We start from the raw sequence: 22,296 nt of genomic DNA, 5'->3' as shown, positions 1-22,296 counted from the left end.
AAGTCTTTCCTCTTTCAAAACCTTAAACGATTTGGAGGTTTAAGGGTGCATGTATTGTTTGATAGTGGCTAATTTAGCCCCTATAGCGTTGTCGACGATTTTCGGTAACCAGGTGTTTACTTTCACAAAGAGTTTTTCAGGCCAACCGACAACAGCTTCGCGTTTTTTGGTGCGTAAAAAGTCAATAAATTGCTCAGCAACGTATTCCACAGAATCTACAGAGTTACCAAGTGCCTTATTCATCTCATCTACTTGCTTTGAATTTATGTCGGTACGAGTGGCTCGAGGCGCAAAATAACCAAAGGTAAATCGTGATCCTGAATATTCTCTGGCAAGGGATTCGGTAAATCCTCGTAGACCAAATTTTGTAGCACAATAACTGCTAAAACCTGGATAGCCGATATAACCGAATGCAGAACCCAAATTAATAATTTGCACCTTATCGCTGCTATCGTCATATGAAACTTTGTTGGCATGCTCAATAAAGCCTTGAGTAAATAGCATAGGTGCCAACAAGTTGGTTTCTAGCATTTGCTGCAATTGTTGATTCGAAGTAGTTTCAAACGCTGAGAATAAAGAAATACCAGCGGCATTAACTAACAAATCCACTGCCCCTTGTTTAAACACTTCTTGCAGCACTTTTTCTCTTTCAACTAAATCAGTTAAATCACCTGCGACGATTCGAGTTTCAGGGCCTAGCTGTTGCTTTAAAACACCCAATTTACTTTCGTTTCGACCTTGTAAAATAACCTTGTAGCCTTGCTTGTCCAAAGCTTTTGCGATGGCAGAACCTATACCACCAGAAGCGCCAGTTACTAAACATGTTTTGGTTTTCATAATCTTGGTCCTAAGCGGCCTGACTAACAGGAGCTGACGTTTCAAGGGTTCTAAAAATATTGCCGTAAAGTACATAGAATTTTTTAGCACTCTCAACAATAAAATCTTGCTCAGCAGGGTCTGTAATTTTATCCATTAAGGTTTCAAAAAATTTAACGTGCTCAATATCTAACGAACCATGAGAGCGTAAATAGCTAAATGCTTTTTTAGGTAAACCACATGCATTTTGAATCATGTCAGCGGCGTTATCAGCCATTGCTATGCTGGTGCCTTCCAACACGTGCACCATGCCAAAGAAACCTAGAGGGTTTACGCGATTAACTAAATCATAGGCATAGGCAACCATTAGTTCAGTGGCCATATTAGGCGTTGAATTGCGTGCGACTTCTTTATCAAAACCACAAGCCGCAATGTCATTTAACACCCATTCTTGGTGCCCAATTTCTTCTTCGATATATTCAGCAACGGCTTCGCGCAACCACTCCTTACTATCTGGCAATCGAGTACCTACAGCCATTAGCAAAGGCACTGTATGTTTTACGTGATGAAAAGCTTGGGTCAAAAATGCTGCGTAATTATCAACTTTAATGTCACCGGTAAAACATCTTTTAATAATAGGTGATGACAATAAATAGTCTCTTTGCTCTGTAGTTTCAGTTAATAAACGTTGATACAAACTCATAATATTCACTCCTATGCGCATGCTTTTGCATAAATTTGCGCAATTTGATGCTGAAAATGTTGTTGAATGGCGCCTCTACGTGGTCTGTGATTTGCTGTGTACAAACCGCTTTGGGTATCCATAGGCGCTGTTAACAAAATGGGATTTTTTACCTGCGCGTAGTCAGGTAAATTTTGATTCACTTGGTACAATGTTTTTTCAATTAAAGCTGCTGGAATGTTTGCTTCTACGGGTACAAGAATAGCTGAGCAAAATGGCTTAGCATCGCCAATAACAACGGCTTGGCTGAACATGCCTGTGGACAATAATTCAGATTCAATCCACTCTGGTGAAATATTGCGACCAAAGGAATTAATAATGGTGTTTTTAATACGACCTTGAATATACAGGTTACCATCTCTCACTTCCGCGATATCACCTGTGTGTACTTGACTTTGGTGCCAGGTTTCCGGCATATCTACATAGCCTAAGAAGCTATTACCTGACACTACCAATTCTTTATTGACCGTTTTCACTTGAACTTGTGGCAAAATTCGCCCCACGCTATCAATCTTATCTTTTGGCGTACATAAGCTGACTACAGAACCGCATTCGGATAGACCATAACCTTGAAATACGGGCAGGTTTAGTTCTCGAGCTGTTGCTAATAACTGGGGCGCAACCAAGCTTCCACCAACCGCAATAAATTGTAATGACGCGGGTGGCTGCCAACCTTTGTTCACCATAAATATCAATAACTGCAACAACTCAGGTACCAAAATCAAGGTGTTAGGTTGATGCTTTGAAATTGTGGCTACTAATGCTTGTGGTGAAACCAATCGGCTACCGCTAAAGCCTCTAGCTTCATCATTCTCTAATACAACTGTGCCTTCCACTAACAAAGGAGCGTAAACACCGGCAATATTTTCAAGCAGGGTGGGAAGTGGCAATAAACAAAGATGCTTAGGTTTTTGAATACCTATGGTTTGAACCAAAGCACTAGCCACTGCCAACTGATTTTGCGCACTTAAACACACACCTTTAGGCTCACCTGTTGAACCCGATGTATAGGTTATTTTTACCGTCAGTTCCGGTACCTCTGGTGATGAGATTAATTTCGTTTTTTGAACATCAAGGCTTATCCCGCAATCAGATACAGATAAGGCTTCACCTTTGTTTTGATCATTGAAGATAAGTTGCGGTTTTGCAGAATCGACTACCCTTTGTTTTTGGGTCCGAGTAAAAAATAATGGGATAGGTGTCAGCAAAATACCCTGTGCCTGACAAGCCAAATCTAAAATTACCCAGTCAATGCTGTTTTGGGCTTGCAATGCAACAGAAGAAACATTTTGCTTAGATAACCAATCTCTCAATTTGCTGATTCTAGCGTGTAATTCACCGTATGAAATAACTTCTTCACCTGATACCAATGCAGGGAAATCTCCCCTTGTATTGGCAATTTGTTGGATAAGGTTCATAGGGAAGATGCCTTATTCAGTTTCTCAGTAGTACGCGCAATTTTTTCATCTAAATCAGCGAATACTGAAGCTAAGCCTTTGTCATTGCTGATAGCCTGAACCACATCATAAAGAGAAACCGCTACTACAACCGGATTAGTGTCGTAGTAGCTTCCCCAATTATCGACGGGAGGTGTCAATTTTGATACATCAGCTTTTGCAATTTGTGAACAATTGATGCCTGCACGAGTAATTAAACTTAATACGTGCTCAGTGGCTGAAAACACCATGTACTCATAGTTGTTACAAAGTAAAGATATCGCAGTTACCATGAAAAGTGGGATGGTGAATCTATTAGAGTTACTGTACAAGTGGCCAATTTCAGCAATTTGATGTCGATTAACGTCTGGTGCAAGTACACTAATTGCCTGCTCAATGGGAACATCAATGTACTGCTCAATAAAAAGAGTAGATGTTGCAGGGCGAATACCTAATGCAGCTTTCAGGTCACCTTTACTAATAGACAATAGCCATGGCATAGAAACATTTACTTCAGCTCCGTAGGCTTTTTTAAAGCCCTGCTTAATGAAGTCTTCTACTCTGTCTCTGCCAATTTCATTGGCTAGGTGCAAGGCAATATCAAAGGCAAACTTAGTCGCATTCGCACACTTAGTCTTATTGCCAATCTGTATTGCTAAATTTGTATTCTGAAGCAACTGCATCATTACGTCTCCGCTCAGTTAATGATTTCAGAATACAATGTCAACCTTAGGCTAAACTTAAGACTAAAATTAAATTTAGGTTTTTTGCAACTTTTTCACTCTTCTGCGAGTAAATTTTTCACAATAGTGCAAATTTTTTCATTACTTAACCTGTCTAATATATTGAAATATTTAGATTTCTGTTCTGGTTTGGTCTTTGCATTGTCATTTCTAAGATGGATTTCTACATATCATGATTTAAAAGAGGCATCGGAAAATGGATAACGTCAGCAAATTAAAAAAAGAAGCAAAATCTCAAACTCATAACGAAGAGCAGTTAGGCAGTTACAATGAGAAATACGAGGAATACATTGATGATATTGCTGACATGATCGCCATTGCCAGCGGACATAAACATGATCCAATGTTTACTAAAAAGTCTTATAAAGAAAAGCAATCTTTAGTGTCTAAAATTGTTAACTACTTTAAGTCTGAGTTTAAGTTCAGCTAGTTTTTAACCGCGTTTTTACTTTTATTTATAGGTCACTAAATGAAGTCTCTTTTTTTGAAATCAGTTTTGTTATCACTTTTTCTTTTCAGGCACCTAGTTCAGACCATGCGTTTAGCCAATACTTAATAACTTTAAAGCAATTGGGAATTAATACACTCTTGCAGGAAGTTGTTGGGTCCAATAAAGTATCGCTAAACTAAAAGAATAGATAAGTACAATGGAACACAATTTTTGGCATGATAAGTGGGAAAAAAATCAAATTGGCTTTCACCAAAAAGATATCAACCCATTTTTAATTGAATTCTTACCGACACTTATACAAGCAGAAGCGATTAACTCGCCTACAGTTTTTGTGCCCCTGTGCGGTAAAACACTGGATATTGGCTGGATACTCAGTAAAGGATACGAGGTTGTTGCCTGTGAATTAGTTGAATCAGCAGTAATTGAACTATTTTCATCTTTAGATGTAAATCCAGAAATTATCCAACTTGATAATCATAAAAAATACTCTGTCCAAAGTCTCACCGTGTATGTTGGCGATATTTTCCAATTGGACGCAGAACTCTTAGGGCCTGTGGATTTCACCTATGACCGAGCCGCATTTGTTGCTATGCCTGAAAGTATGCGTGATGATTATGTGGTTCAGGTTGTCAAACTAACAAAAGCTGCCCCTCAGTTATTAATTACCTATGATTATGATCAAGAACTTATCCAAGGTCCCCCTTTTTCTCACAGCAAAAATTCAATACATGACAGCTATCAAGAATATTTTGCGCTCGATTTACTCACGGAAGTTGATGCCGATGGCGGCGTGAGGGGTGTACCTGCTAAAGAACACATTTGGTATTTAAAGCCCAATACATAAAAGCCTAGGTCACTTGGTGGCCTTAGAAAAGCTCTGCACTAAATTAATAATCCGCACTTTATCGCTAACTAAACTGACGATCGTCAGTTTAGTTACCTTTGTTATTTATCTATGACTTATTTGAACTATAAGTTATACTTATGGGTAACTAATTCTATATAACCAAATATTTATATTACATAAGAATCAATTCTTTCAACTTATTTAAATTATTTGCAATATTGGGCCTTAGCAGAGGTCTTTCCATACAAAAATAACGATAAACGGAAAATTACGTAATTATCAGGTATAAACAACGCTTATAGTACTTTATCCTTTCAATTATGTAGTAAATAGATCAAAAGCACCTATCGGTTAAAACAGAAACCCTTAACTGCCTTTATTGGCAGTTAGGATAATATTGCCCAATGGAAGGAGGATGCTTTTGAATCTCTTAGTATTAAATGAAGCAAATCACGCCAATAACGACAATTTCGTTGAGAAGCGTTGCGCGGTAACACCCGCTACTGTTATGCGGTTTAGCCGAATGGGATTAAACGTGCAAATTGAAAAAGGCGCGGGAGTCCTATCAGGTTATTCAGACCAGGAATATGCAGATCAAGGTGCAACCCTTGTCGAAGCTTCCAATAGTGTGATGTCTGATGCAGACATAGTTTTCTACGTCAACCGTCCCGCACCTGAGCATCTGGAACAATTTAAAAAAGAAGCCTTGGTCGTCGGTCATATAGATCCCTTCTTCCAACAAGAATTGGTTGAAACTCTAGCTCATAAGGGAGTTTCTACACTCTCGGTTGAAATGATCCCACGTTCTTCACGAGCACAAAAGATGGATGCCTTAAGTTCACAGGCTAGTTTGGCTGGTTATGTAATGCTAATGCAGGCGGCTAATAAGCTCCCCAGTATACTACCCATGATGATGACGCCATCTGGCACCATTAAACCTGCAAAAGTGTTTGTGATTGGCGCTGGTGTTGCTGGACTTCAAGCTATCGCAACAGCTAAACGTTTGGGAGCTAATGTGTTGGCCTATGATACTCGTGAAGTGGTGGCTGAACAGGTTGAATCTTTAGGCGGTAAATTTCTTAAAATCGACATAGGTGAAACCGGACAAACCAAAGACGGTTATGCCAAAGAACTAACCGAAGAGCAAAAGATTAAACAGCAAGAAGCTCAACAAGACGCTATCGCGGATTCAGATATTGTCATCACTACTGCTCAATTATTTGGTAGAAAACCACCGGTTTTAATCAGCAAAGAAACACTTTCTAAGATGCGACCCGGCAGTGTAGTGGTCGATATGGCGGCACTTTCTGGAGGCAACGTAGAAGGCTCAATTCCTGGTCAAACCGCGATAGTAGAAGGCGTAACTGTCGTTGGTGATGGCAATTGGAGCCAACAAGTAGCCAGAGATGCTACAGATATGTATGCCAATAACCTCTTAAATCTTATCGATGAGTTTTTTGATGCAGAAAATAAATGCTTTGCATTGAACCTTGAAGACGAAATATTAGCGCAGAGTGTTATCACTCACCAAGGGCAAATATCAAATGAAATGCTTAAAAAAGCCTATGGCAAGGAGTAAGTTATGGAAACTATTTATCTAATTTTTATCATTCTTTTAGCGGCATTTTTAGGTTTTGAATTAATACGCAAGGTGCCCGCTACTCTGCATACGCCTTTGATGTCAGGGTCAAATGCCATATCAGGCATAACCCTTGTGGGTGCTTTAGTAGCCTCCGGTGCTGATAACGACATACTCACAACCATTCTTGGCACCGCAGCTGTGGCATTAGCAAGTATCAATGTGGTCGGTGGTTATATGGTCACTGACCGTATGCTAAGTATGTTTAAAAAGAAACAAGGCAAGTAAGGGGACTATGCTGTGAATGATAACGCATTGATCATTAATCTTGCCTACGTTTTGGCAACTACATTATTTATTATTGGCTTAAAGTTACTCAGCCACCCATCTAGCGCAAAAAAAGGCAATCTAGTCTCTGCAATCGGGATGCTAATCGCAGTAGTAGTCACCCTTATCGACCAGCAAATTATTAGCTATCACTGGATCCTTCTAGGGTTTGTGATAGGTGGTGCTTATGGTGCTTGGAAAGCAAAGACAGTTGAAATGACCCAAATGCCCGAAATGGTATCCCTATTTAACGGTTTTGGTGGTGCAGCCTCTTTATTACTTGGATGGGCAACTATTTCAGGAATGAACACCATTAGCCTGCTTACGACGGATAAATTGGTATTTGTTACAGTCTTTTTGACCATCTTAATTGGCGGTGTAACCTTTTCAGGTTCTGTTGTCGCTTGGGGTAAGCTATCAGGCAAAATGTCGTCGAAAGCTCTTATATTTACGGGTCTAAGGGAACTCAGTGTATTGCATCTAATCGCGTTTATTGGGATCGGCTACCTCTTTGTAACAGACCCAAGTAACCCAATTTGGCTTTATATTGCTATTGCGCTTGCCCTAAGTTTTGGTATTTGGGCGACAGTTTCCATTGGTGGTGCCGACATGCCTGTGGTTATCGCGTTGCTAAACTCTTATTCGGGGGTTGCAGCTTGCGCTGCTGGTGTTGCAGTGGGAAATACCATCTTGATCGTTACTGGCCTGCTGGTTGGCGCATCAGGACTAATATTGACCAATATCATGTGTAAAGCCATGAATAGATCCCTGATGAACGTATTACTCTCTGGTTTTGCTAAACCTGTAGAAATGGGCGAAGCGATCGAAGGTGAAGTAAAGATCATGTCAGCTCAAGACGCCTTTTATGTGCTTGAAGCCGCTCAATCTGTTTTAGTTGTGCCCGGTTATGGTATGGCTGTTGCTCAAGCACAGCATGCAGTACGTGAAATGCAGACGCTACTTGAAGAAAATAATTGTACCGTTGAATACGCTATTCACCCAGTAGCGGGAAGAATGCCAGGGCATATGAATGTTTTACTAGCAGAAGCGGATGTGCCTTATGAGCTATTGTGTGAAATGGATGCTGTAAATCCTCGTATGGAAAACTACGATGTTGTTATCGTTATTGGCGCCAACGACGTTGTTAACCCTGCTGCCAAAGAAATGAAGGGAAGTCCAATTTACGGAATGCCGGTGATTGAAGTGTATCGCGCTAAAACCGTATTCGTCCTGAAGCGATCAGCAAATGCAGGTTTTGCTGGGGTCGATAATCCACTCTTCTTCAAGGATAACACTCGCATGGTGTTAGGTGACGCGAAGGATACTATTAACAGTATCATTCGGGAGTTTAGTGACGATTAATCTGAAGTATTATCTTAGGAAATCCCGCACAAAGTGCGGGATTTCCTAACCTTAAATATAGGTAGTCGAGCTTAATCAAACAATGCTTCAATATCACAACTAGGTTGTTTCCCTAATTTATCACCGTTTACTTGCAACCATTCTTCGGTAGTTTGCTCCCCAGCTTCTTTTAATTTTTTCAAAAAGCTTTGTCTATTGTCGTATTTAGTGGCACTTTCTAATTGGATGAAAAATAACCACTCAAAAAATGAGAAATGAGCAGGATACTCTTGAATTTTGAGCACAAAGGCGCCATTGTTGGGCTAGTTGGAAAGGCGAACCTATATTCTATGATCAAGATAAAGTTAACAAAACAACTGATGTTATGTGGCGTATCAGCTCTGGTTTTCGCCTGGCTTAGTTTTTTTGTTAGTCACTACCAGAATCACCAATATTCACACGAATCTTGGTCAAACTTTTCTCAATTAAACAATCAAGTTGAAGAATCACAACCTTTACTAAGCTCAATTGCGTCTGCTCATAAATTTGAACATCGAAAACAACAACCAAATTGGATATTTGATGACTTCATTCAAATAATTGACCAACCTGTAATGATGCTTGGTTTGGAAGTAGTTAATACCCCGCCAGACTGGCAATTAAATCGTAGTCGACATCAATATCGGCTCACCCACAATAAACAAGCCAATCTACTGTATAAAATAATCAACGCCTTTGACTAATGCTTTCGTTGCGTTTTATTTGTCTTAATCGCTTCTATAAAGAAGCGCTATCTCATTAATTTTTTCAAAGGTTTTATATGTATACACGAAATAACCAACGAGGCGCGTTTTTACGCTATTACTTTTTATTTGTTATAGCTTTGGTGAGCTTAAGTTTTACCGTTTTCAGTCAACAAAAGGGGATAAAATACATCGCAATTGGCGATGTGCCAAACCACACTATTCAACAAGTCAGTTCCATCGTAGAAGCAAACAACGAGCGCATTTTAACCCGTTACGAAATCCAAAATATGCCTCAAGTCACCATAAAGATCTGGCAAGATCGCCACTCGTTTGAGGCAAGTTATGGTGACAACGCACAATTCGTACAAGGCTATGTGGTACCTAAAGATTGGGAAGCTCGATTTTTCAATGGCAGGCCCGATATTGGTCTTGGCGTTGTGCATGAATATACACATTTAGTAACTTTAGCCATAAATAGCCAGTTTAATAACAACCCAAGATGGCTTTGGGAGGCTATTGCGATATTTGAATCTGAACGACCACCTGTGCCTAAAATCAATACGTTAAAGTGTCTAGCAGAAGACGTTTTTCCCACTCTACAAAATTTGGAAGAGCATCCATTTAATATCTATAAACTGGGTTATTACATAACGGATTTCATACTTTCCACTTGGGATAAGCAAAAATTGATCGAACTAGTCAAGACAAATGCCAATTTAGAGGCTGTTCTTGATGTAACCACCGCAGAATTTGAATCAATGTGGATTGATTTTTTGCGGCATCGCTATGGGATGGCGTTTGTGGAAAACGCTAGTCAGGATTGTTAAAACCAGGTATTTCAAAAGGAGTGATGTTTTCGAGTAGTGTCACTCCTTTTATTATGGTTATCCAGTTTGTTCGTCAACTTTGCAATTTAACGTCATTTCAGCCTCGTCAAAAAGATGTACAAAATCTTCTTTTGCGTTGGGCTTTATCCAAATAGAAAAGTAGACACTTTCGCCACATAGTTCATCATAAACAGATGCAGGTACTTGATCATTTGTTATCAAACTTAGATTAACTGAAACATCAAAGCTAGTTTTACCTTTATCTGTTCGATTGAGTATTTGTTTTTGCAAATTTTGTAAATCAAGCTTTCCTTCTTCAGATAGCTTAAAAAGAGCTTCATGCATATAACTAGCGCTACTAAACCAGCCCGCCTCAATTTCAGAAAACTCTTGTTCCAACAAACTCAAACTAAATGCAAATACTTGTTCCCCGTTTTCATCTTCAGAGGTTAAAACCATTCGCGTTTTATCCGGATTGATCATATAGCCGCCTAACAACTGAGCTTTAACCCTCATGTCTTCATGACTGAGCTCTTGCAATAGTGACTCATCGGCATTTCTATATTTGAGCATTGTGCTTATTGGAATACTGGTACAGCTGGCACAAAAGACTGACACCAGGAAAAAGAAAAATATCTTTGAAAAATTATCCATTTAAATAAGAACTTTCTAACTAAATTAAAAATTATTAGTACCACAATTAATCAAAAAGTGCATTCATGCTATCAATTGGCTGATTATTTATACACTGTTGGATACGCGAAGATAAGCGGTGTGCTGCATTATCTAAATACTCTGGTAAAAGTTTTTGCTCTGCCAGTGGTTTCAAAAGCTCCTCAGCTTTGATCAAACTCGTGCATGTATCTGCAATGTTATCTACATCTCTGTATAAATACGCCAAAATTATGTGGGAAAAAGCCAAGCTAGAAACTGACGAATTAATTGCTCCCTGCTCAACACTTTGAGTTATTTCCTCCACTACGCCTTGTTGAATCTCAATTGCTTTTTCAAAATCACCCGCATTTGCTAAGGTTTGTGACCAAGCTTCTCGCAGGTGCAAAGAAAAAACATATAACGAAATATCCCGTTCCTCCAATGCTTTTAAACGCTCGATATATTCATCGGTTCGAATCAAATATTGATTCACTTGTACTGCTTCTAAAAATCTTGTGGCTGATCCAAAAGCTAAATAATTGGTCCAAGCGAGTTGATATAAAAGCTTAGGGTCATTTTTTTGCTCAGTTTCAAGCTGTGAAAGTGCAGTATGAGCGCAATCAAAGGCGGCGACGGCCTGTTCGAACTCCTCTGCAACATAGTGAGCGACACCAATCCAATAAAAATAGATATTTTCATCTTGTTGTTTAATGTAACTTTGCTTTAGCTCGTCAGGCCATTGTTGGATATCTGCTAACCAAGCGTTGGCGTATCGATTAATTTCTTTCGCATCACTCGCTTGATCAGCATGTTCAAGCGATGCATTACGTAATTCTCTTAAGGTTTTGAACCAGAGTTGGTCGCGCTTATTATTCGGTATTGAATCTAGTGTCTGGTAGCTTTGTTCAATTACTTCTTTAGCGGCGCTTAAATCATTATCGTTATGAATTAGCATCATAGCTTGAGCAGCCAGTATCCCTGCTTTTACCGTTTTTAATGATGTATTTTCGGGAAAGACTAGTTCCAAATCTGATGCCAGCTTTTTAGCAGTTTGTAAGTGTTTTTTAGCGGTATCAAAGTCACCTAAATTTGGTTGTGCAGGAACGCCGTATATGTATGCTAATCTGAGATACCCTTGAACCGTCTCTAATTTAACTTCAAATGATGCTAGTGGCTGTTCTGCAAGTATTTTTAAGTAACCATGTGCATTATCTGCTAACTCAGACCTGGCTTGTGTAGTACCGGCTACGCGACTCAATTCATCGTACAGATCAAATAACTGATAGCCAGCTAATGTTCTAACTTGTTCAAATCGTTGATTGGCTTGAGCAAAATTCTTTTCTGCACGCTGGTATTGGGTTAATGAAATTATCAAGGCAAGAATAATAGCGGTTAGCGCGGCAAAAGATAAAAACACCGATTTTTTGTGTCGCTGACTGAATTTTTTAAAGCGATAGCCTGGACTAGAAGAGAATGCGTCTACGGGAAAGTGGCCTAAGTAATGTTGGATATCTTGCATTAGGGCGTTTACCGTTTTGTAGCGGCGTTCAGGTTTATCTGCACTGGCGGTAAATATTATTGAGGCAAGCTCATCGTCAATATCCCTTTGCTTGAGCATAAATTCTAAAAGCTTACCTAGAGAATAAATATCGCTTAAGGTATTGCTGATACCTTGCTGACTTCTTTCAGGGGCGGCAAATCCCGGGGTAAAACTCAAGCCTTGCAAACTTGGATGTTCACTTGCTGTTGGTGATGGTTGAGTTTCTAAAGGTTTAGCGATACCAAAATCAATGAGTTTTATTTGGCCTTCTCGTGTGACCATAACATTTGAAGGCGTAATATCTCGATGAATAACGAGATTTTGATGGGCATAACGAACAGCATCGCAAATATCTACAAACATTTTAAGCATCAATTCTAAATCTGGCTTCTCATTTTGAATCCAGCTCGATAAAGAACAGCCATTGATGTATTCCATTATGAAATAAGGTGTACCCTCTGGCGTTTGCCCACCATCATATAGTCGCGCGATATTGGGATGGATTAAATTGGCTAAAGTCTGACGTTCATGCTCAAAGCGTTGGATGATGGGGTCAGATAAAACTCCTTGGCGAATCAACTTAATGGCAACCACTAAGTCGAAATCAGCAGTCGCTCTCTCGCCTTTGTAAACAGCGCCCATGCCTCCCTGCCCGATGAATTCTGTCACATTATAATTACCGATTTTTTCGGGGTGTTTTACGTCACTGTCATCATGCAAATGTGAATCTTGATATGCTTGCCCTGTAATAAGTTGACCTGAAAGAATCTGGTCTTTGTCATACAACCGCTTAACCTTGTCAAATAATGCAGGATTGTCATTAGTTTTATCTTTAAGCCATTGTAGACGTTCGTTTTCAGGTAGATCCAATGACGCCTCAAACAACTGGATGGCTTCCAGATCCAGCGTATTTTTATTAGTCACAGATGGCACTCCTGATTTGCACTTTGCTTATTAACGCCAAATGATTTTACCTGACACTTAAAGTTAGACTTTCTTTGTTTATTCCGTTTTCTTTGTTTATACAATAATGGCATACTTAAATCATCGTTTATTTTTCAACCTACTTTTTAGGGACTTATCTGGTGCAGTCAGGGAAATCAGAATTAGATAAAGACCAAATAGAACAATGGTTGATTGAATGGCGTAACGGTAACGAAACAGCTAAACAACATCTGTTTTCCTCCTTATACGGCGAATTAGCTAAAATTTCTGCTGCTATGCTATCCCATGAAGATAACCTCACCTTGCTAACTACAGGCGACCTAATCAACGAAACTGCATTAAAGTTGCTCAATCTCAATCGCATTCAGTGGCAAGACCAAAGCCATTTTTTAGCGCTTTCAGCAAGAGTTATGCGCCAAGTGTTAATTGACCATTATCGCGAAAAAAACGCTAAACGCAGACAGCATCATAAAGTACAGCTAGTGACCAATTTTGCACCGGATATAGACGAATCTATCGATTACGAAAAATTGGAAACTGCACTGCAACAACTTCAACAAATCAAACCTGAAAGTGTCGAAATTGTTGAGATGCGATACTTTGGTGGCCTTTCTTTTGCCCAAATTGCCGATGTCACTGGTGTTTCAGAATCAACGGTAAAACGCAGTTGGCGAGCATCCAGAGCTTGGCTACTAGATGCTCTTGATGACCAAACTTAACACCGACGTCGTTTTAACCCTAACATAAAACATGCCATGCCAAGGCCAAGAATTCCAAGTCCAGCTGGACTTGACACATTGTTAGGGGCTGGCGGTGGTGTACGCAGTCCGAGAAATTCTCCAGAACTTGAAAATGCTTCTACCCCAGAATCAAAACTTTGACCGTAGGTTGCAGTGTGACTAAAATCAGATACGTAAGATTCAACACCACTTCCTAACGCAGGATCTACGATCATGTTTGTATAGGCAAAGATGTCAAATTGTTCGTAGTTCGATTCTAAGGTAATGCTTCCGAAGACTTCAGCAAATGCTTCAATGTAGCTGTAACCTTCATTACCATCTAAATAATCTATAGTATCTATGACATCAAAAAACACAGGATCATAGTCGGGGTTGTTGACAAAATTATCATAATTTACCTGACCGGCACGATACACAGCTATCCCGACGTTATAATAAAGGTAGGGATTTGAAGCAGCATCATTTATCGGACCTCCTCCATATACATCCAGATATCCCTCAACTGCGAAACCAAAATTCCAATCAGTACCTGCACCATTGGTGATTGTAATGCGCTCACCAAAGCTACCGAAGGTTTGCAAGCTTTGGTCGGTGTTATACCCCTCTGAATACATTTTCACCGTGCCATCTACCAGGCTCACCGTTGATTCAGAATAGCCAACAGCGCCCTGTAGCATGGTTCTTTCAGTACCACCATTAACTGCTAAACCATCAATAAATTCGCCAACACCTATTCTTAATCCGGGTCTAACAAAATAATTTGATTCTGTTGTTACCAAAGCGGCACTCACCTGAGTAGCCGCAAATAAGGATGCAAGTAAACTCAATCCTATGGTTGTTTTCTTAATTAATTCCATAATAACTTCCCTTCAATCTAGATTTTTCATTTTTACGGGCAAGCTGAGCAAATTAACTTGGTATTGCCCGCTACATAGAAAGGCGTAAGAAAGATTTAAAAAGGGTCAAAACTGGTTAAAATTTTTTAACTACTGGTGATTAAACCCTGATAAGCTGAATTTTCGGTGCAAAATTCGGTATTCTGCTAGGGCAGTGAAAAACGAACAATTTATAAATGAGACTGCTAAAGGAAAAGGATAATGGGTAAATTCGGTATATTTTCAGTACTTTTGATCATTGCAGTTTTCTCATATGGACTATTTTCTAAAAATAGCACCCTGTTACCCATTTGGGATGGAGCAATACCTAATTACAAACCTTCGAACGAAAAAGAAGAATCCGTTGTTTCTGATATATTAAGAATCCATAAAGTACAAACCCCAACCATTGAGGTATTTCTTCCCCCAAAAAGAAATGCTACTGGTCAAGCGGTCATTATCTGTCCTGGCGGCGGTTACGGTATTTTAGCTTACAATTGGGAAGGTGTTGATGTTGCAAAAGCCTTGAATGCTAAAGGCATAGCGGCAATTGTCCTTAAATATCGCCTTCCATCACCTCAAAGCAGTTTAGAATTACATAAATCTCCCCTTTTAGACGGATTGCAAGCGATAAAGAAAGTTAGGGAAAATGCCACAGAATGGGGAATTGATAAACAAAAAGTGGGCATTATGGGGTTTTCAGCCGGCGGGCATTTAGCATCAACGATTGGAACCCATTATGATAAAGATTCTCGACCAGACTTTATGATTTTAATCTATCCGGTCATTTCGATGCAAAAAGATATAACACATTTAGGTAGTCGAAATAACCTATTGGGTGAGACCCCTTCAACAACCTTAATTAACCAATATTCAAACCATTTACAGGTAAATTCATCTACTCCGCCAACATTTCTGCTGCATGCGGCGGATGATCAAGTGGTGGTAGTTGAAAACAGTATAAGGATGTATCAAGCCTTGGTAGAACACAAAGTACCGGTAGAAATGCACTTATACCCTAAAGGCGGGCATGGTTTTGGTCTAGCCATTGGTAAAGAACCTCTTCAAAAATGGCCAGACTTATTGACTGATTGGATGGCTCAACTTGACTAAGCTGAGCTTAATACTCTATTGCTCGTTAACTTGGGAAAGGCTGGCAACTCTTGAAGATATGTCTTCAGCGCCTTTTTGAATACTGTCCATAACATCAGCCACTTGTTGGATTTTTGCATTTCCGTTGCGCACAGCTTCTGACATTTCATCCATTTGCCCGGTAACTTTAGACGTCAGCTGACTATTGTCCCCGACCACTTTTGTTATCTCGGCAGTGGAAGCGGCTGTTCTGGAAGCCAACTGTCTAACTTCATCCGCCACAACCGCAAACCCTCGCCCATGCTCACCTGCCCGGGCCGCTTCTATTGCAGCATTTAAGGCTAGGAGATTGGTTTGTTCCGCAATACTGGTAATTGTTGCAACTATAGCGCCTATACTTGAAGAGCGTTCATTTAACACTTCAACGCTTTGCTGGGCAGAGGTAACTTTCTTAAATATTGCATCAGAAAATGCCACAGACTCTTGTAATAAATTGCTGGCATCTTGTGCCGTAGTAACGGTTTCAATTGCCGTTTTGTTAGCTAATTCTGAAACTTTCTCAACCGCAAAATTGTGCTTTACTCGGTCAGTAATATCTGATGCAAATTTAATTATTTTATCTACTTTACCATTTCTGTCGATAATCGGCGTGTATGCAGCTTCAATCCAAACTTCATTTCCTGAGGAGGTTTTACGTTTGAACCTACCGGTTTTATTATTTCCTGCCGCAAGTTCCTGCCAAAAATGAGGATTCTCTTGATAAAATTGATCAAAACAAAAGAGCTTATGATGCTTTCCTTTTATCTGTTCAACCGACTTATAACCCAGCACAGATAAAAAATTCTGATTGGCCGTTAATATGTTCCCTTGAGTATCAAATTCAATTACCGCAAACGAATGATCTAATGCCGTTAGGATTGCTCGTTTATCTTTGTCTTTTTCATAAAGTTCGGTGATGTCAGACGCTATTTTAGCGACACCTACTACCTTACCTCTTTCATCTTGTATAGGAAAGTAGGTCGCTTCAAGGATTATTTTTTCACCCGATTTATTGATTCTCTCAAAGACATCTTGTTTAGTGTGGCCGGCCGCTAGTTCTTGCCAAAAGTTGGTATATTCAGACGAATTAGCAATTGCAGGGGAGCAAAAGATTCGATGATGTTGACCGATAACCTCGCTTCGAGAATATCCAACGACGTCTAAAAATAGATTACCGACATCAACAATAATGCCCTCAAGTGAAAACTCAATCCAAGCTGTATTACTTGTAATAGCATGGAAAACATTTTCTAAATGACTGTTTTTAGCCGGTTCTTCTGATTTCTTTTTAGTGAAAAACATTTATGTCCCCAAGGATAAATTCTAAGCAACGTTAAGCCAGTTTTTCCCTACACATTCAAACCAGCTTATTTTTTGTCCAACCTATTATATTATCGGACGAATTCCACAAAAAATAAGAATAATTCAGCTTTAAAAGGGTTTATCCTATAGACGTGCTCCTCACCGACTTACCTGAATGTGTTTCGATTACCCTTATTTTCTACTGTTATGAATAAGTTAGATACATAGGTTACAGGGCAAAAAAACACTTCATTAACTGGTGATTAGTCTAAAAACTGCTTCGATGATAGAGGTGGCCTTTTTTACAAATGTTTTAAAGAATGACCTATACGTTCAACTAAAAAATCAATGAATACTCTCATTTTTACTGGCATTTGTTGGCTATTGGCAAAGACGGCATTTATCGGTAGGCCAGCCGGCTGCAAAGTATAATCAGTTAAGATAGCTTGCAGTTTGCCACTGTGAAAATCTTGGCGGACAAGCCATTCAGGCACCATGATAATACCTTGCCCCAATAACGCTATGTTACGAATAAAGGATAAGTTATTAGCGTAGACTCGCCCTGCAACCTCTACATTGTAGGTTTGATTATTATCCTTAAATTGCCAAATACGTTTTCCTGCATCGATTTTGAAAGATAAACAATTATGATGAGATAAATCATCTGGTGTCTGCGGGATACCATGCTTATGCAAATAATCTGGACTAGCACAAACCAAGGATTGACTCTCTCCAATTTTTCTAGCAATTAAAGAAGAATCTTCCAAATGCCCCAATCGTATCGCCATATCAACCCCACCATTTATTAAGTCCAATAAATGGGTATTCATCATCAGGCGAATTTGTATATCGGGATAAATAGCTAAAAAATCCTGCAAAATCGGGGCTAAAAACACAGTCGCAAAGTCAGCCTCAGCTGTCACTTTTAAAACACCAGAAGGGCTTTTGGCGAGCTCCTGTAACCTGGTTTTAACTGAAGCAAGTTCATCAATAATACTGTGCGCATGATCGAGATAGAGTTTCCCAGCGTCGGTTAACTGTTGTTTCCGCGTGGTTCGGCTGAAAAGACGAATACTCAACTCTTTTTCTAATTGGGAAATCTGGCGTGATACAGCAGATGGCGAAATACCTAAAACTCTAGCAGTGGCTGAAAAGCTTCCTTCTTTCACTACGCGCATAAAGACCTGCATGTTAGATAGCTCATTTATTTGTGACATTTTTTCATAAATCCTTTGCCTGAAGACCTGTTTTTCTTGGATATCGCTTACCCGATAATGAATTTGTAATTACTTACATAACTACAGACCCTTAGCGTCGTTATTTTTTATTCAATTAAAGGAAAATTATTATGTCGAAAATTGTATTGATCACTGGTGCCTCTTCTGGTTTTGGTCGAGACACAGCTTGTACTTTATCTGCAAAAGGCTTCACCGTTTTTGCTTCCATGCGAGATATTGCAGGTAAAAACAAAGCGTCTGCGGATGCATTAATGCAACAAGGTATTAATGTTGTCGAATTAGATGTTACCGATACCTCTTCTATTGACAAAGCGGTAGCGCAAATTATCCAACAAACTGGCCGCATTGATGTACTGATTAATAATGCAGGTGTTGCAAGTGCAGGCGTATCTGAAGCATTTACAGATGAACAAGTACAGGCGTTATTTGATGTAAATGTGATTGGTTTGCACAGAGTCACCCGCGCTGTATTGCCAAATATGAGAGACAATAAAAACGGTCTAATAATCAATATCGGCTCTATTCTAGGTCGAGTGACTTTTCCGTTTTTTGGGCTTTACGGCGCAAGCAAGTTTGCAGTTGAGGCTATCTCAGATAGCTTAGGCTATGAACTATCTCAGTTTGGTGTAGATGTTACCTTAGTGCAGCCAAGCGCGTTTCCCACTCAAATGTACGCAAGTGCAGATCAACCAGAAGATTTAATGCGAGTAGTTGATTATGGTGATGTGGGCAAAATCCCAACAAACATGTTTAGCCACTTTATGCAGCTCTTTGAATCTGAAGATAGCCCGAATCCTCACGATGTATCTGAGGCGATCACCAAGGTTGTTCAGTTACCTAAAGGAACACGCCCAGCTAGATTAGTGGTTGGAGGAAGTTTTGGCGCAGATGTGATCAATGATGCTACTGCCCCTGTTCAATATGCAACAGTTAAGGCACTAGGTCTTGAACATTTGGATCCTCAAAACAAAACTGCGAAAGAGATTGCATAGTGTTTTGAGATGAGTTCTTGATGAAATTCCGCCAGAAATCCAGTGCTTTTTTAGCGCCCTCTGGCGGATACCAATGCCTGCCAATCAACCGCCATTTTTCCGATTTCCCTCGTGGTATCAGCAATTTGATTTGAGTTTTCTTCCACCTCTTTAGAACTATTTTTATTGGTAATGTTGGCTGGAAGAAAAAAGCGATAAAATTCTTTCATCAGTAGTTAATCTTTTTCCACTGGCTAAAAGGGTTTCCCTAAATTAAACAGCTTGTCTTTTCTCCCTGACACGTCCATGAAAAATTTTAGTCGTTTGCAGTTGTTCATTTCTTTATAACCGAAAATATCAATTACTAAAATTTAATCATTTTCAGCAGGTAAACTTCCAAAGCCAGGTTATAAAAACGCAATTTTACTTCTGTGAAAGTCGGCTAATCTGCTTATTTAGCTCGTAAGAGGGTTCTGTCACTATTGTCTCAAGAGTGGCGATACGCTCTTTTAATGTTTTTATTTCCGAATCGATATTGTTGCTTTCTTCGCTGACTTTTTCAGTGTTTTTGATAAAGGGGTTTTCTACCTCTCCGTTACACCAGGCACCAAATTGCATTTGATACTTTGCATCCAAAAAATAGCTTATTATTCCAAATGTTACTACTGTGCCCAATAGTAAAAATAACTGAAATTCTGACATTTACTTACTCCTTGAATTGGAAAAAATTATAATCTTCACCTCTGTAGTCTTAGCAAAAACGAATTTGTTACATTAAAAACAACCGATTGAAAACTACACTTTGACGCTTTAGCGCTTTCTTTATCAAATTCCCTGCGCTACATTGAATAAATAATGTCCAATTAAAGGTATGTCTATTAATGAGTCGTTTTATCGACGAACTAAAGCGACGGGAAATGATTAAACCCTTGCTGGCGTATATTGGTATTGCATGGCTTGTACTACAAATTATTTCTGTATTGAGTGGAACATTCGCTCTACATCCCTTAGTTGGATCGGGTGTATTCTTACTCTTTGTGTTTGGGTTTCCTATCCTTTGTTTTCTCACTTGGCATTTTGATATCAGCCTTTCAGGTATCACAAGAACTCCAAGCTCTGGAAACTTAAAGCATCAGCCTTTTGGCATTTTTAATTGGCTGGGGCTTGTGGTCATTGTAATTATTAGCGGCCTTGTGAGTATCAGGCTGTTTTACACCATTTATGACAGTCATTTATCGCAAAAAACTCAAGTAATACAAACAAATAGCATTAAATCAATTGCGGTATTGCCATTTGTCGACGAAAGCCCGAATAAAGACCAAAATTACATCGCCTTGGGACTATCTGAGGAAATCACCAGCTTACTAGGCGGCCTAGACAGCTTTCAGGTATCAGCTTCTCGTTCTAGCCAAATTTTAAGCGAAAAAGGCCTTTCGAACACTGAAATAGGTCAACGGCTAAATGTAGATGCTATTTTAACTGGAAGCGTTATCAATGACGGACAACGAATTAATATTCGCACAGAACTAATAGAAATAACTACTGGACGTGTGTTATGGAATGAAAGTTTTCAGCGTGATATGACGGATATTTTTGAATTGGAAAGTGAAATAAGCCGGACAGTGGTCAATTTACTGCAAGATAGCTATACCCAAAGTGGTGAACTAAGTGCCCTTTCGAAAACCAAAAGTGTAGACGCATTAGTGCTGTATCTTAAGGGTCGAGAAGCCTACCGTAAACAAACGACCGAATCCATGCAACAAGCCCGCTCGCTTTTTGAACAAGCGATTGCGATAGATCCAGAATACGCCCAAGCTTATGTGGCCTTGGCGGATACCCTGACACTATTAGCAGAAGGTGGTGGGCGCTTTGGCATAATAGATACCAACATTGCAGCCAATTTGGCAGAAGATAACCTAAATAAAGCCATGGTAAGAGAGCCCAAAATCGCCGATATTTATGCCGTCATGGGCCAAATTAATAAATTGAGAAATCAATATGAAGAATCTCTTAAAAATTATGATAAGGCTACTGAAATAAACCCTAGTTTAGCCATAGCATATATGTGGAAAGCTAACGCATTATATGCCTTGCAAAGGTTCGACGAAGCCATTGAAACACTTAAAGAATCTATAAAACTAGACCCGTTGTTTTCTGGAAGTGCATATAATTTAGGTATGATGCTCTCTTGGCAGGCTAGATTTGACGAAGCCGAAATAGTGTTTGAACAACTTAAAATTGATCACCCTGATTCAACCTATGCCTATCAAGGTCTTGCTGACATGTATTTTAGCCAAGGCAATTTTGTAGCTTCTATTGCACAAGCCAAAAAAGCTATTGCGCTATCTCCAGATAATCCAGAGCTGATATATAAACTGGAAGGACCTCTGATTCAGTTAGGGCTAGTCGATATTTTACAAAATATGGACTATGACCCAAGTTTAGAAGCCACGATTTTGATTTTCGAAGGAAAATTTAAGCTATTGTTTGAAAAAATGGATTTTGATACCGCGGCAAATCCTGACGACTATTGGACTGCTTTTGAGGCAGGTTGGTATCACGCAATGTTCGGCGATCAAGCACGGGCGCTTGAGCTTATTATTAATAATAGTCAACAACTTGATGATGCAGATAAATATTATATGCCTTATTGCTCTCCCGCCATAGAAATAGCCTGGTCTTATCAACAACAAAAAAAGCTTGATGACGCTGAACAAATATTAACGACCTGTGCTTCTTTGTTAAAACAACAGGAAGCATCATCCATTGCACAATCTGAACTTTTTTACCTTGGTGCGCGACTTAACGCACTAAATGGCAACAATGAAAACGCGATGACATATTTAAAGCAAGCTGTGGATTTTGGCTGGCGAGAATGGTGGACCAAACATGATCCTCTGCTCACCTCTTTACATAATGAAAATGACTATATAGAAGTTATTGACTTTATAGAGAAAGATCTGCAAAACCAAGCCAATGAGGCTCGAAAGATATTTCAAGAATAAGCTAAATAGATTTATGTCTAGGGGCTACACGCCCCTGACA

The 22,296-nt window shown here is 39.4% G+C and carries 23 protein-coding genes; 11 read left to right on the top strand and 12 right to left on the bottom strand.

The annotated features are described in order from the left end of the window. Positions 1-39: 39 nt before the first annotated feature. Genes ACNKW3_RS04785 through ACNKW3_RS04770 form a run of 4 tightly spaced genes read right to left on the bottom strand, consistent with a single transcriptional unit; the run spans position 40 to position 3,680 of the window. On the bottom strand, positions 40-837 hold the full coding sequence (locus ACNKW3_RS04785; RefSeq protein ID WP_427398126.1) for an SDR family oxidoreductase: 798 nt from the start codon (positions 835-837) through the stop codon (positions 40-42). 10 nt (positions 838-847) lie between these two features. Continuing rightward, positions 848-1,519 carry a TenA family transcriptional regulator gene (locus tag ACNKW3_RS04780; RefSeq protein WP_427398125.1) on the bottom strand — a complete coding sequence of 224 codons (672 nt, stop codon included), beginning with the start codon at positions 1,517-1,519 and terminating at the stop codon, positions 848-850. Between the two features lie 11 nt (positions 1,520-1,530). Next, on the bottom strand, positions 1,531-2,976 hold the full coding sequence (locus ACNKW3_RS04775; RefSeq protein WP_427398124.1) for an AMP-binding protein: 1,446 nt from the start codon (positions 2,974-2,976) through the stop codon (positions 1,531-1,533). Continuing rightward, positions 2,973-3,680 carry a thermostable hemolysin gene (locus ACNKW3_RS04770; RefSeq protein WP_427398123.1) on the bottom strand — a complete coding sequence of 236 codons (708 nt, stop codon included), beginning with the start codon at positions 3,678-3,680 and terminating at the stop codon, positions 2,973-2,975. The genes ACNKW3_RS04775 and ACNKW3_RS04770 overlap by 4 nt, the downstream gene beginning before the upstream one ends. Before the next feature lie 253 nt (positions 3,681-3,933). Here ACNKW3_RS04770 and ACNKW3_RS04765 point away from each other — a divergent pair, with 253 nt between their 5' ends. The 5 genes from ACNKW3_RS04765 to ACNKW3_RS04745 all read left to right on the top strand — a co-directional run bounded on the left by ACNKW3_RS04765 (position 3,934) and on the right by ACNKW3_RS04745 (position 8,303). Further along, complete coding sequence (locus ACNKW3_RS04765; RefSeq protein WP_427398122.1) at positions 3,934-4,167, top strand: hypothetical protein; 234 nt, start codon at positions 3,934-3,936, stop codon at positions 4,165-4,167. Between the two features lie 217 nt (positions 4,168-4,384). Next, entirely contained in the window at positions 4,385-5,032 is a 648-nt protein-coding gene (gene tmpT, locus ACNKW3_RS04760; protein WP_427398121.1) for a thiopurine S-methyltransferase, read from the top strand. Positions 5,033-5,456: 424 nt separating this feature from the next. Next, positions 5,457-6,614 (top strand): NAD(P) transhydrogenase subunit alpha, encoded by a 1,158-nt coding sequence (locus tag ACNKW3_RS04755; protein ID WP_427398120.1) that lies wholly within the window; start codon positions 5,457-5,459, stop codon positions 6,612-6,614. A 3-nt stretch (positions 6,615-6,617) separates the two neighbouring features. Continuing rightward, positions 6,618-6,902, top strand: a complete 285-nt coding sequence (locus tag ACNKW3_RS04750; protein WP_427398119.1) for an NAD(P) transhydrogenase subunit alpha — start codon at positions 6,618-6,620, stop codon at positions 6,900-6,902. A gap of 12 nt (positions 6,903-6,914) precedes the next feature. Further along, positions 6,915-8,303: an NAD(P)(+) transhydrogenase (Re/Si-specific) subunit beta gene (locus ACNKW3_RS04745; RefSeq protein WP_427398118.1), complete on the top strand. Its 1,389-nt coding sequence runs from the start codon at positions 6,915-6,917 to the stop codon at positions 8,301-8,303. 71 nt (positions 8,304-8,374) lie between these two features. On the opposite strand, the gene ACNKW3_RS04740 is transcribed toward ACNKW3_RS04745, so the two are convergent. After that, positions 8,375-8,587, bottom strand: a complete 213-nt coding sequence (locus ACNKW3_RS04740) for a hypothetical protein (RefSeq protein ID WP_427398117.1) — start codon at positions 8,585-8,587, stop codon at positions 8,375-8,377. A gap of 45 nt (positions 8,588-8,632) precedes the next feature. On the opposite strand from ACNKW3_RS04740, the gene ACNKW3_RS04735 reads away from it, so the two are divergent. Both ACNKW3_RS04735 and ACNKW3_RS04730 read left to right on the top strand, forming a co-directional pair. Beyond that, entirely contained in the window at positions 8,633-9,025 is a 393-nt protein-coding gene (locus tag ACNKW3_RS04735; protein WP_427398116.1) for a hypothetical protein, read from the top strand. 77 nt (positions 9,026-9,102) lie between these two features. Then, a complete protein-coding gene (locus ACNKW3_RS04730; RefSeq protein WP_427398115.1) occupies positions 9,103-9,855 on the top strand; it encodes a hypothetical protein in 753 nt (250 codons plus the stop codon). 57 nt (positions 9,856-9,912) lie between these two features. On the opposite strand, the gene ACNKW3_RS04725 is transcribed toward ACNKW3_RS04730, so the two are convergent. After that, positions 9,913-10,509 carry a hypothetical protein gene (locus tag ACNKW3_RS04725; RefSeq protein ID WP_427398114.1) on the bottom strand — a complete coding sequence of 199 codons (597 nt, stop codon included), beginning with the start codon at positions 10,507-10,509 and terminating at the stop codon, positions 9,913-9,915. A 46-nt stretch (positions 10,510-10,555) separates the two neighbouring features. Beyond that, a complete protein-coding gene (locus ACNKW3_RS04720; protein WP_427398113.1) occupies positions 10,556-12,973 on the bottom strand; it encodes a serine/threonine protein kinase in 2,418 nt (805 codons plus the stop codon). A 161-nt stretch (positions 12,974-13,134) separates the two neighbouring features. Between ACNKW3_RS04720 and ACNKW3_RS04715 the strand changes: the two genes are divergently transcribed. After that, positions 13,135-13,713 carry an ECF-type sigma factor gene (locus tag ACNKW3_RS04715; protein WP_427398112.1) on the top strand — a complete coding sequence of 193 codons (579 nt, stop codon included), beginning with the start codon at positions 13,135-13,137 and terminating at the stop codon, positions 13,711-13,713. Here the strand turns inward: ACNKW3_RS04715 and ACNKW3_RS04710 are convergent. After that, positions 13,710-14,591, bottom strand: a complete 882-nt coding sequence (locus tag ACNKW3_RS04710) for a hypothetical protein (RefSeq protein WP_427398111.1) — start codon at positions 14,589-14,591, stop codon at positions 13,710-13,712. The genes ACNKW3_RS04715 and ACNKW3_RS04710 overlap by 4 nt on opposite strands. A 240-nt stretch (positions 14,592-14,831) precedes the next feature. Here ACNKW3_RS04710 and ACNKW3_RS04705 point away from each other — a divergent pair, with 240 nt between their 5' ends. Beyond that, positions 14,832-15,722 (top strand): alpha/beta hydrolase, encoded by an 891-nt coding sequence (locus tag ACNKW3_RS04705; RefSeq protein WP_427398110.1) that lies wholly within the window; start codon positions 14,832-14,834, stop codon positions 15,720-15,722. A 15-nt stretch (positions 15,723-15,737) separates the two neighbouring features. Here ACNKW3_RS04705 and ACNKW3_RS04700 read toward each other — a convergent pair whose 3' ends face one another. Together ACNKW3_RS04700 and ACNKW3_RS04695 are read right to left on the bottom strand one after the other, a co-directional pair. Then, positions 15,738-17,042: a methyl-accepting chemotaxis protein gene (locus tag ACNKW3_RS04700; protein WP_427398109.1), complete on the bottom strand. Its 1,305-nt coding sequence runs from the start codon at positions 17,040-17,042 to the stop codon at positions 15,738-15,740. Between the two features lie 302 nt (positions 17,043-17,344). Continuing rightward, positions 17,345-18,259, bottom strand: a complete 915-nt coding sequence (locus ACNKW3_RS04695; protein WP_427398108.1) for a LysR substrate-binding domain-containing protein — start codon at positions 18,257-18,259, stop codon at positions 17,345-17,347. A 131-nt stretch (positions 18,260-18,390) separates the two neighbouring features. Here ACNKW3_RS04695 and ACNKW3_RS04690 point away from each other — a divergent pair, with 131 nt between their 5' ends. Next, positions 18,391-19,272: an SDR family oxidoreductase gene (locus ACNKW3_RS04690; RefSeq protein ID WP_427398107.1), complete on the top strand. Its 882-nt coding sequence runs from the start codon at positions 18,391-18,393 to the stop codon at positions 19,270-19,272. A 50-nt stretch (positions 19,273-19,322) separates the two neighbouring features. Here ACNKW3_RS04690 and ACNKW3_RS04685 read toward each other — a convergent pair whose 3' ends face one another. Beyond that, a complete protein-coding gene (locus ACNKW3_RS04685; RefSeq protein ID WP_427398106.1) occupies positions 19,323-19,481 on the bottom strand; it encodes a hypothetical protein in 159 nt (52 codons plus the stop codon). Positions 19,482-19,674: 193 nt separating this feature from the next. Then, positions 19,675-19,953 (bottom strand): hypothetical protein, encoded by a 279-nt coding sequence (locus tag ACNKW3_RS04680; RefSeq protein ID WP_427398105.1) that lies wholly within the window; start codon positions 19,951-19,953, stop codon positions 19,675-19,677. A gap of 179 nt (positions 19,954-20,132) precedes the next feature. Here ACNKW3_RS04680 and ACNKW3_RS04675 point away from each other — a divergent pair, with 179 nt between their 5' ends. After that, positions 20,133-22,256, top strand: coding sequence for a tetratricopeptide repeat protein (locus ACNKW3_RS04675; protein ID WP_427398104.1), 2,124 nt, complete (start codon positions 20,133-20,135; stop codon positions 22,254-22,256). Positions 22,257-22,296 lie beyond the last annotated feature (40 nt).

Source organism: Glaciecola sp. 1036, assembly GCF_050306235.1.
Classification (GTDB): domain Bacteria; phylum Pseudomonadota; class Gammaproteobacteria; order Enterobacterales; family Alteromonadaceae; genus Glaciecola.
This window is presented reverse-complemented; position numbering and strand designations above follow the sequence as displayed.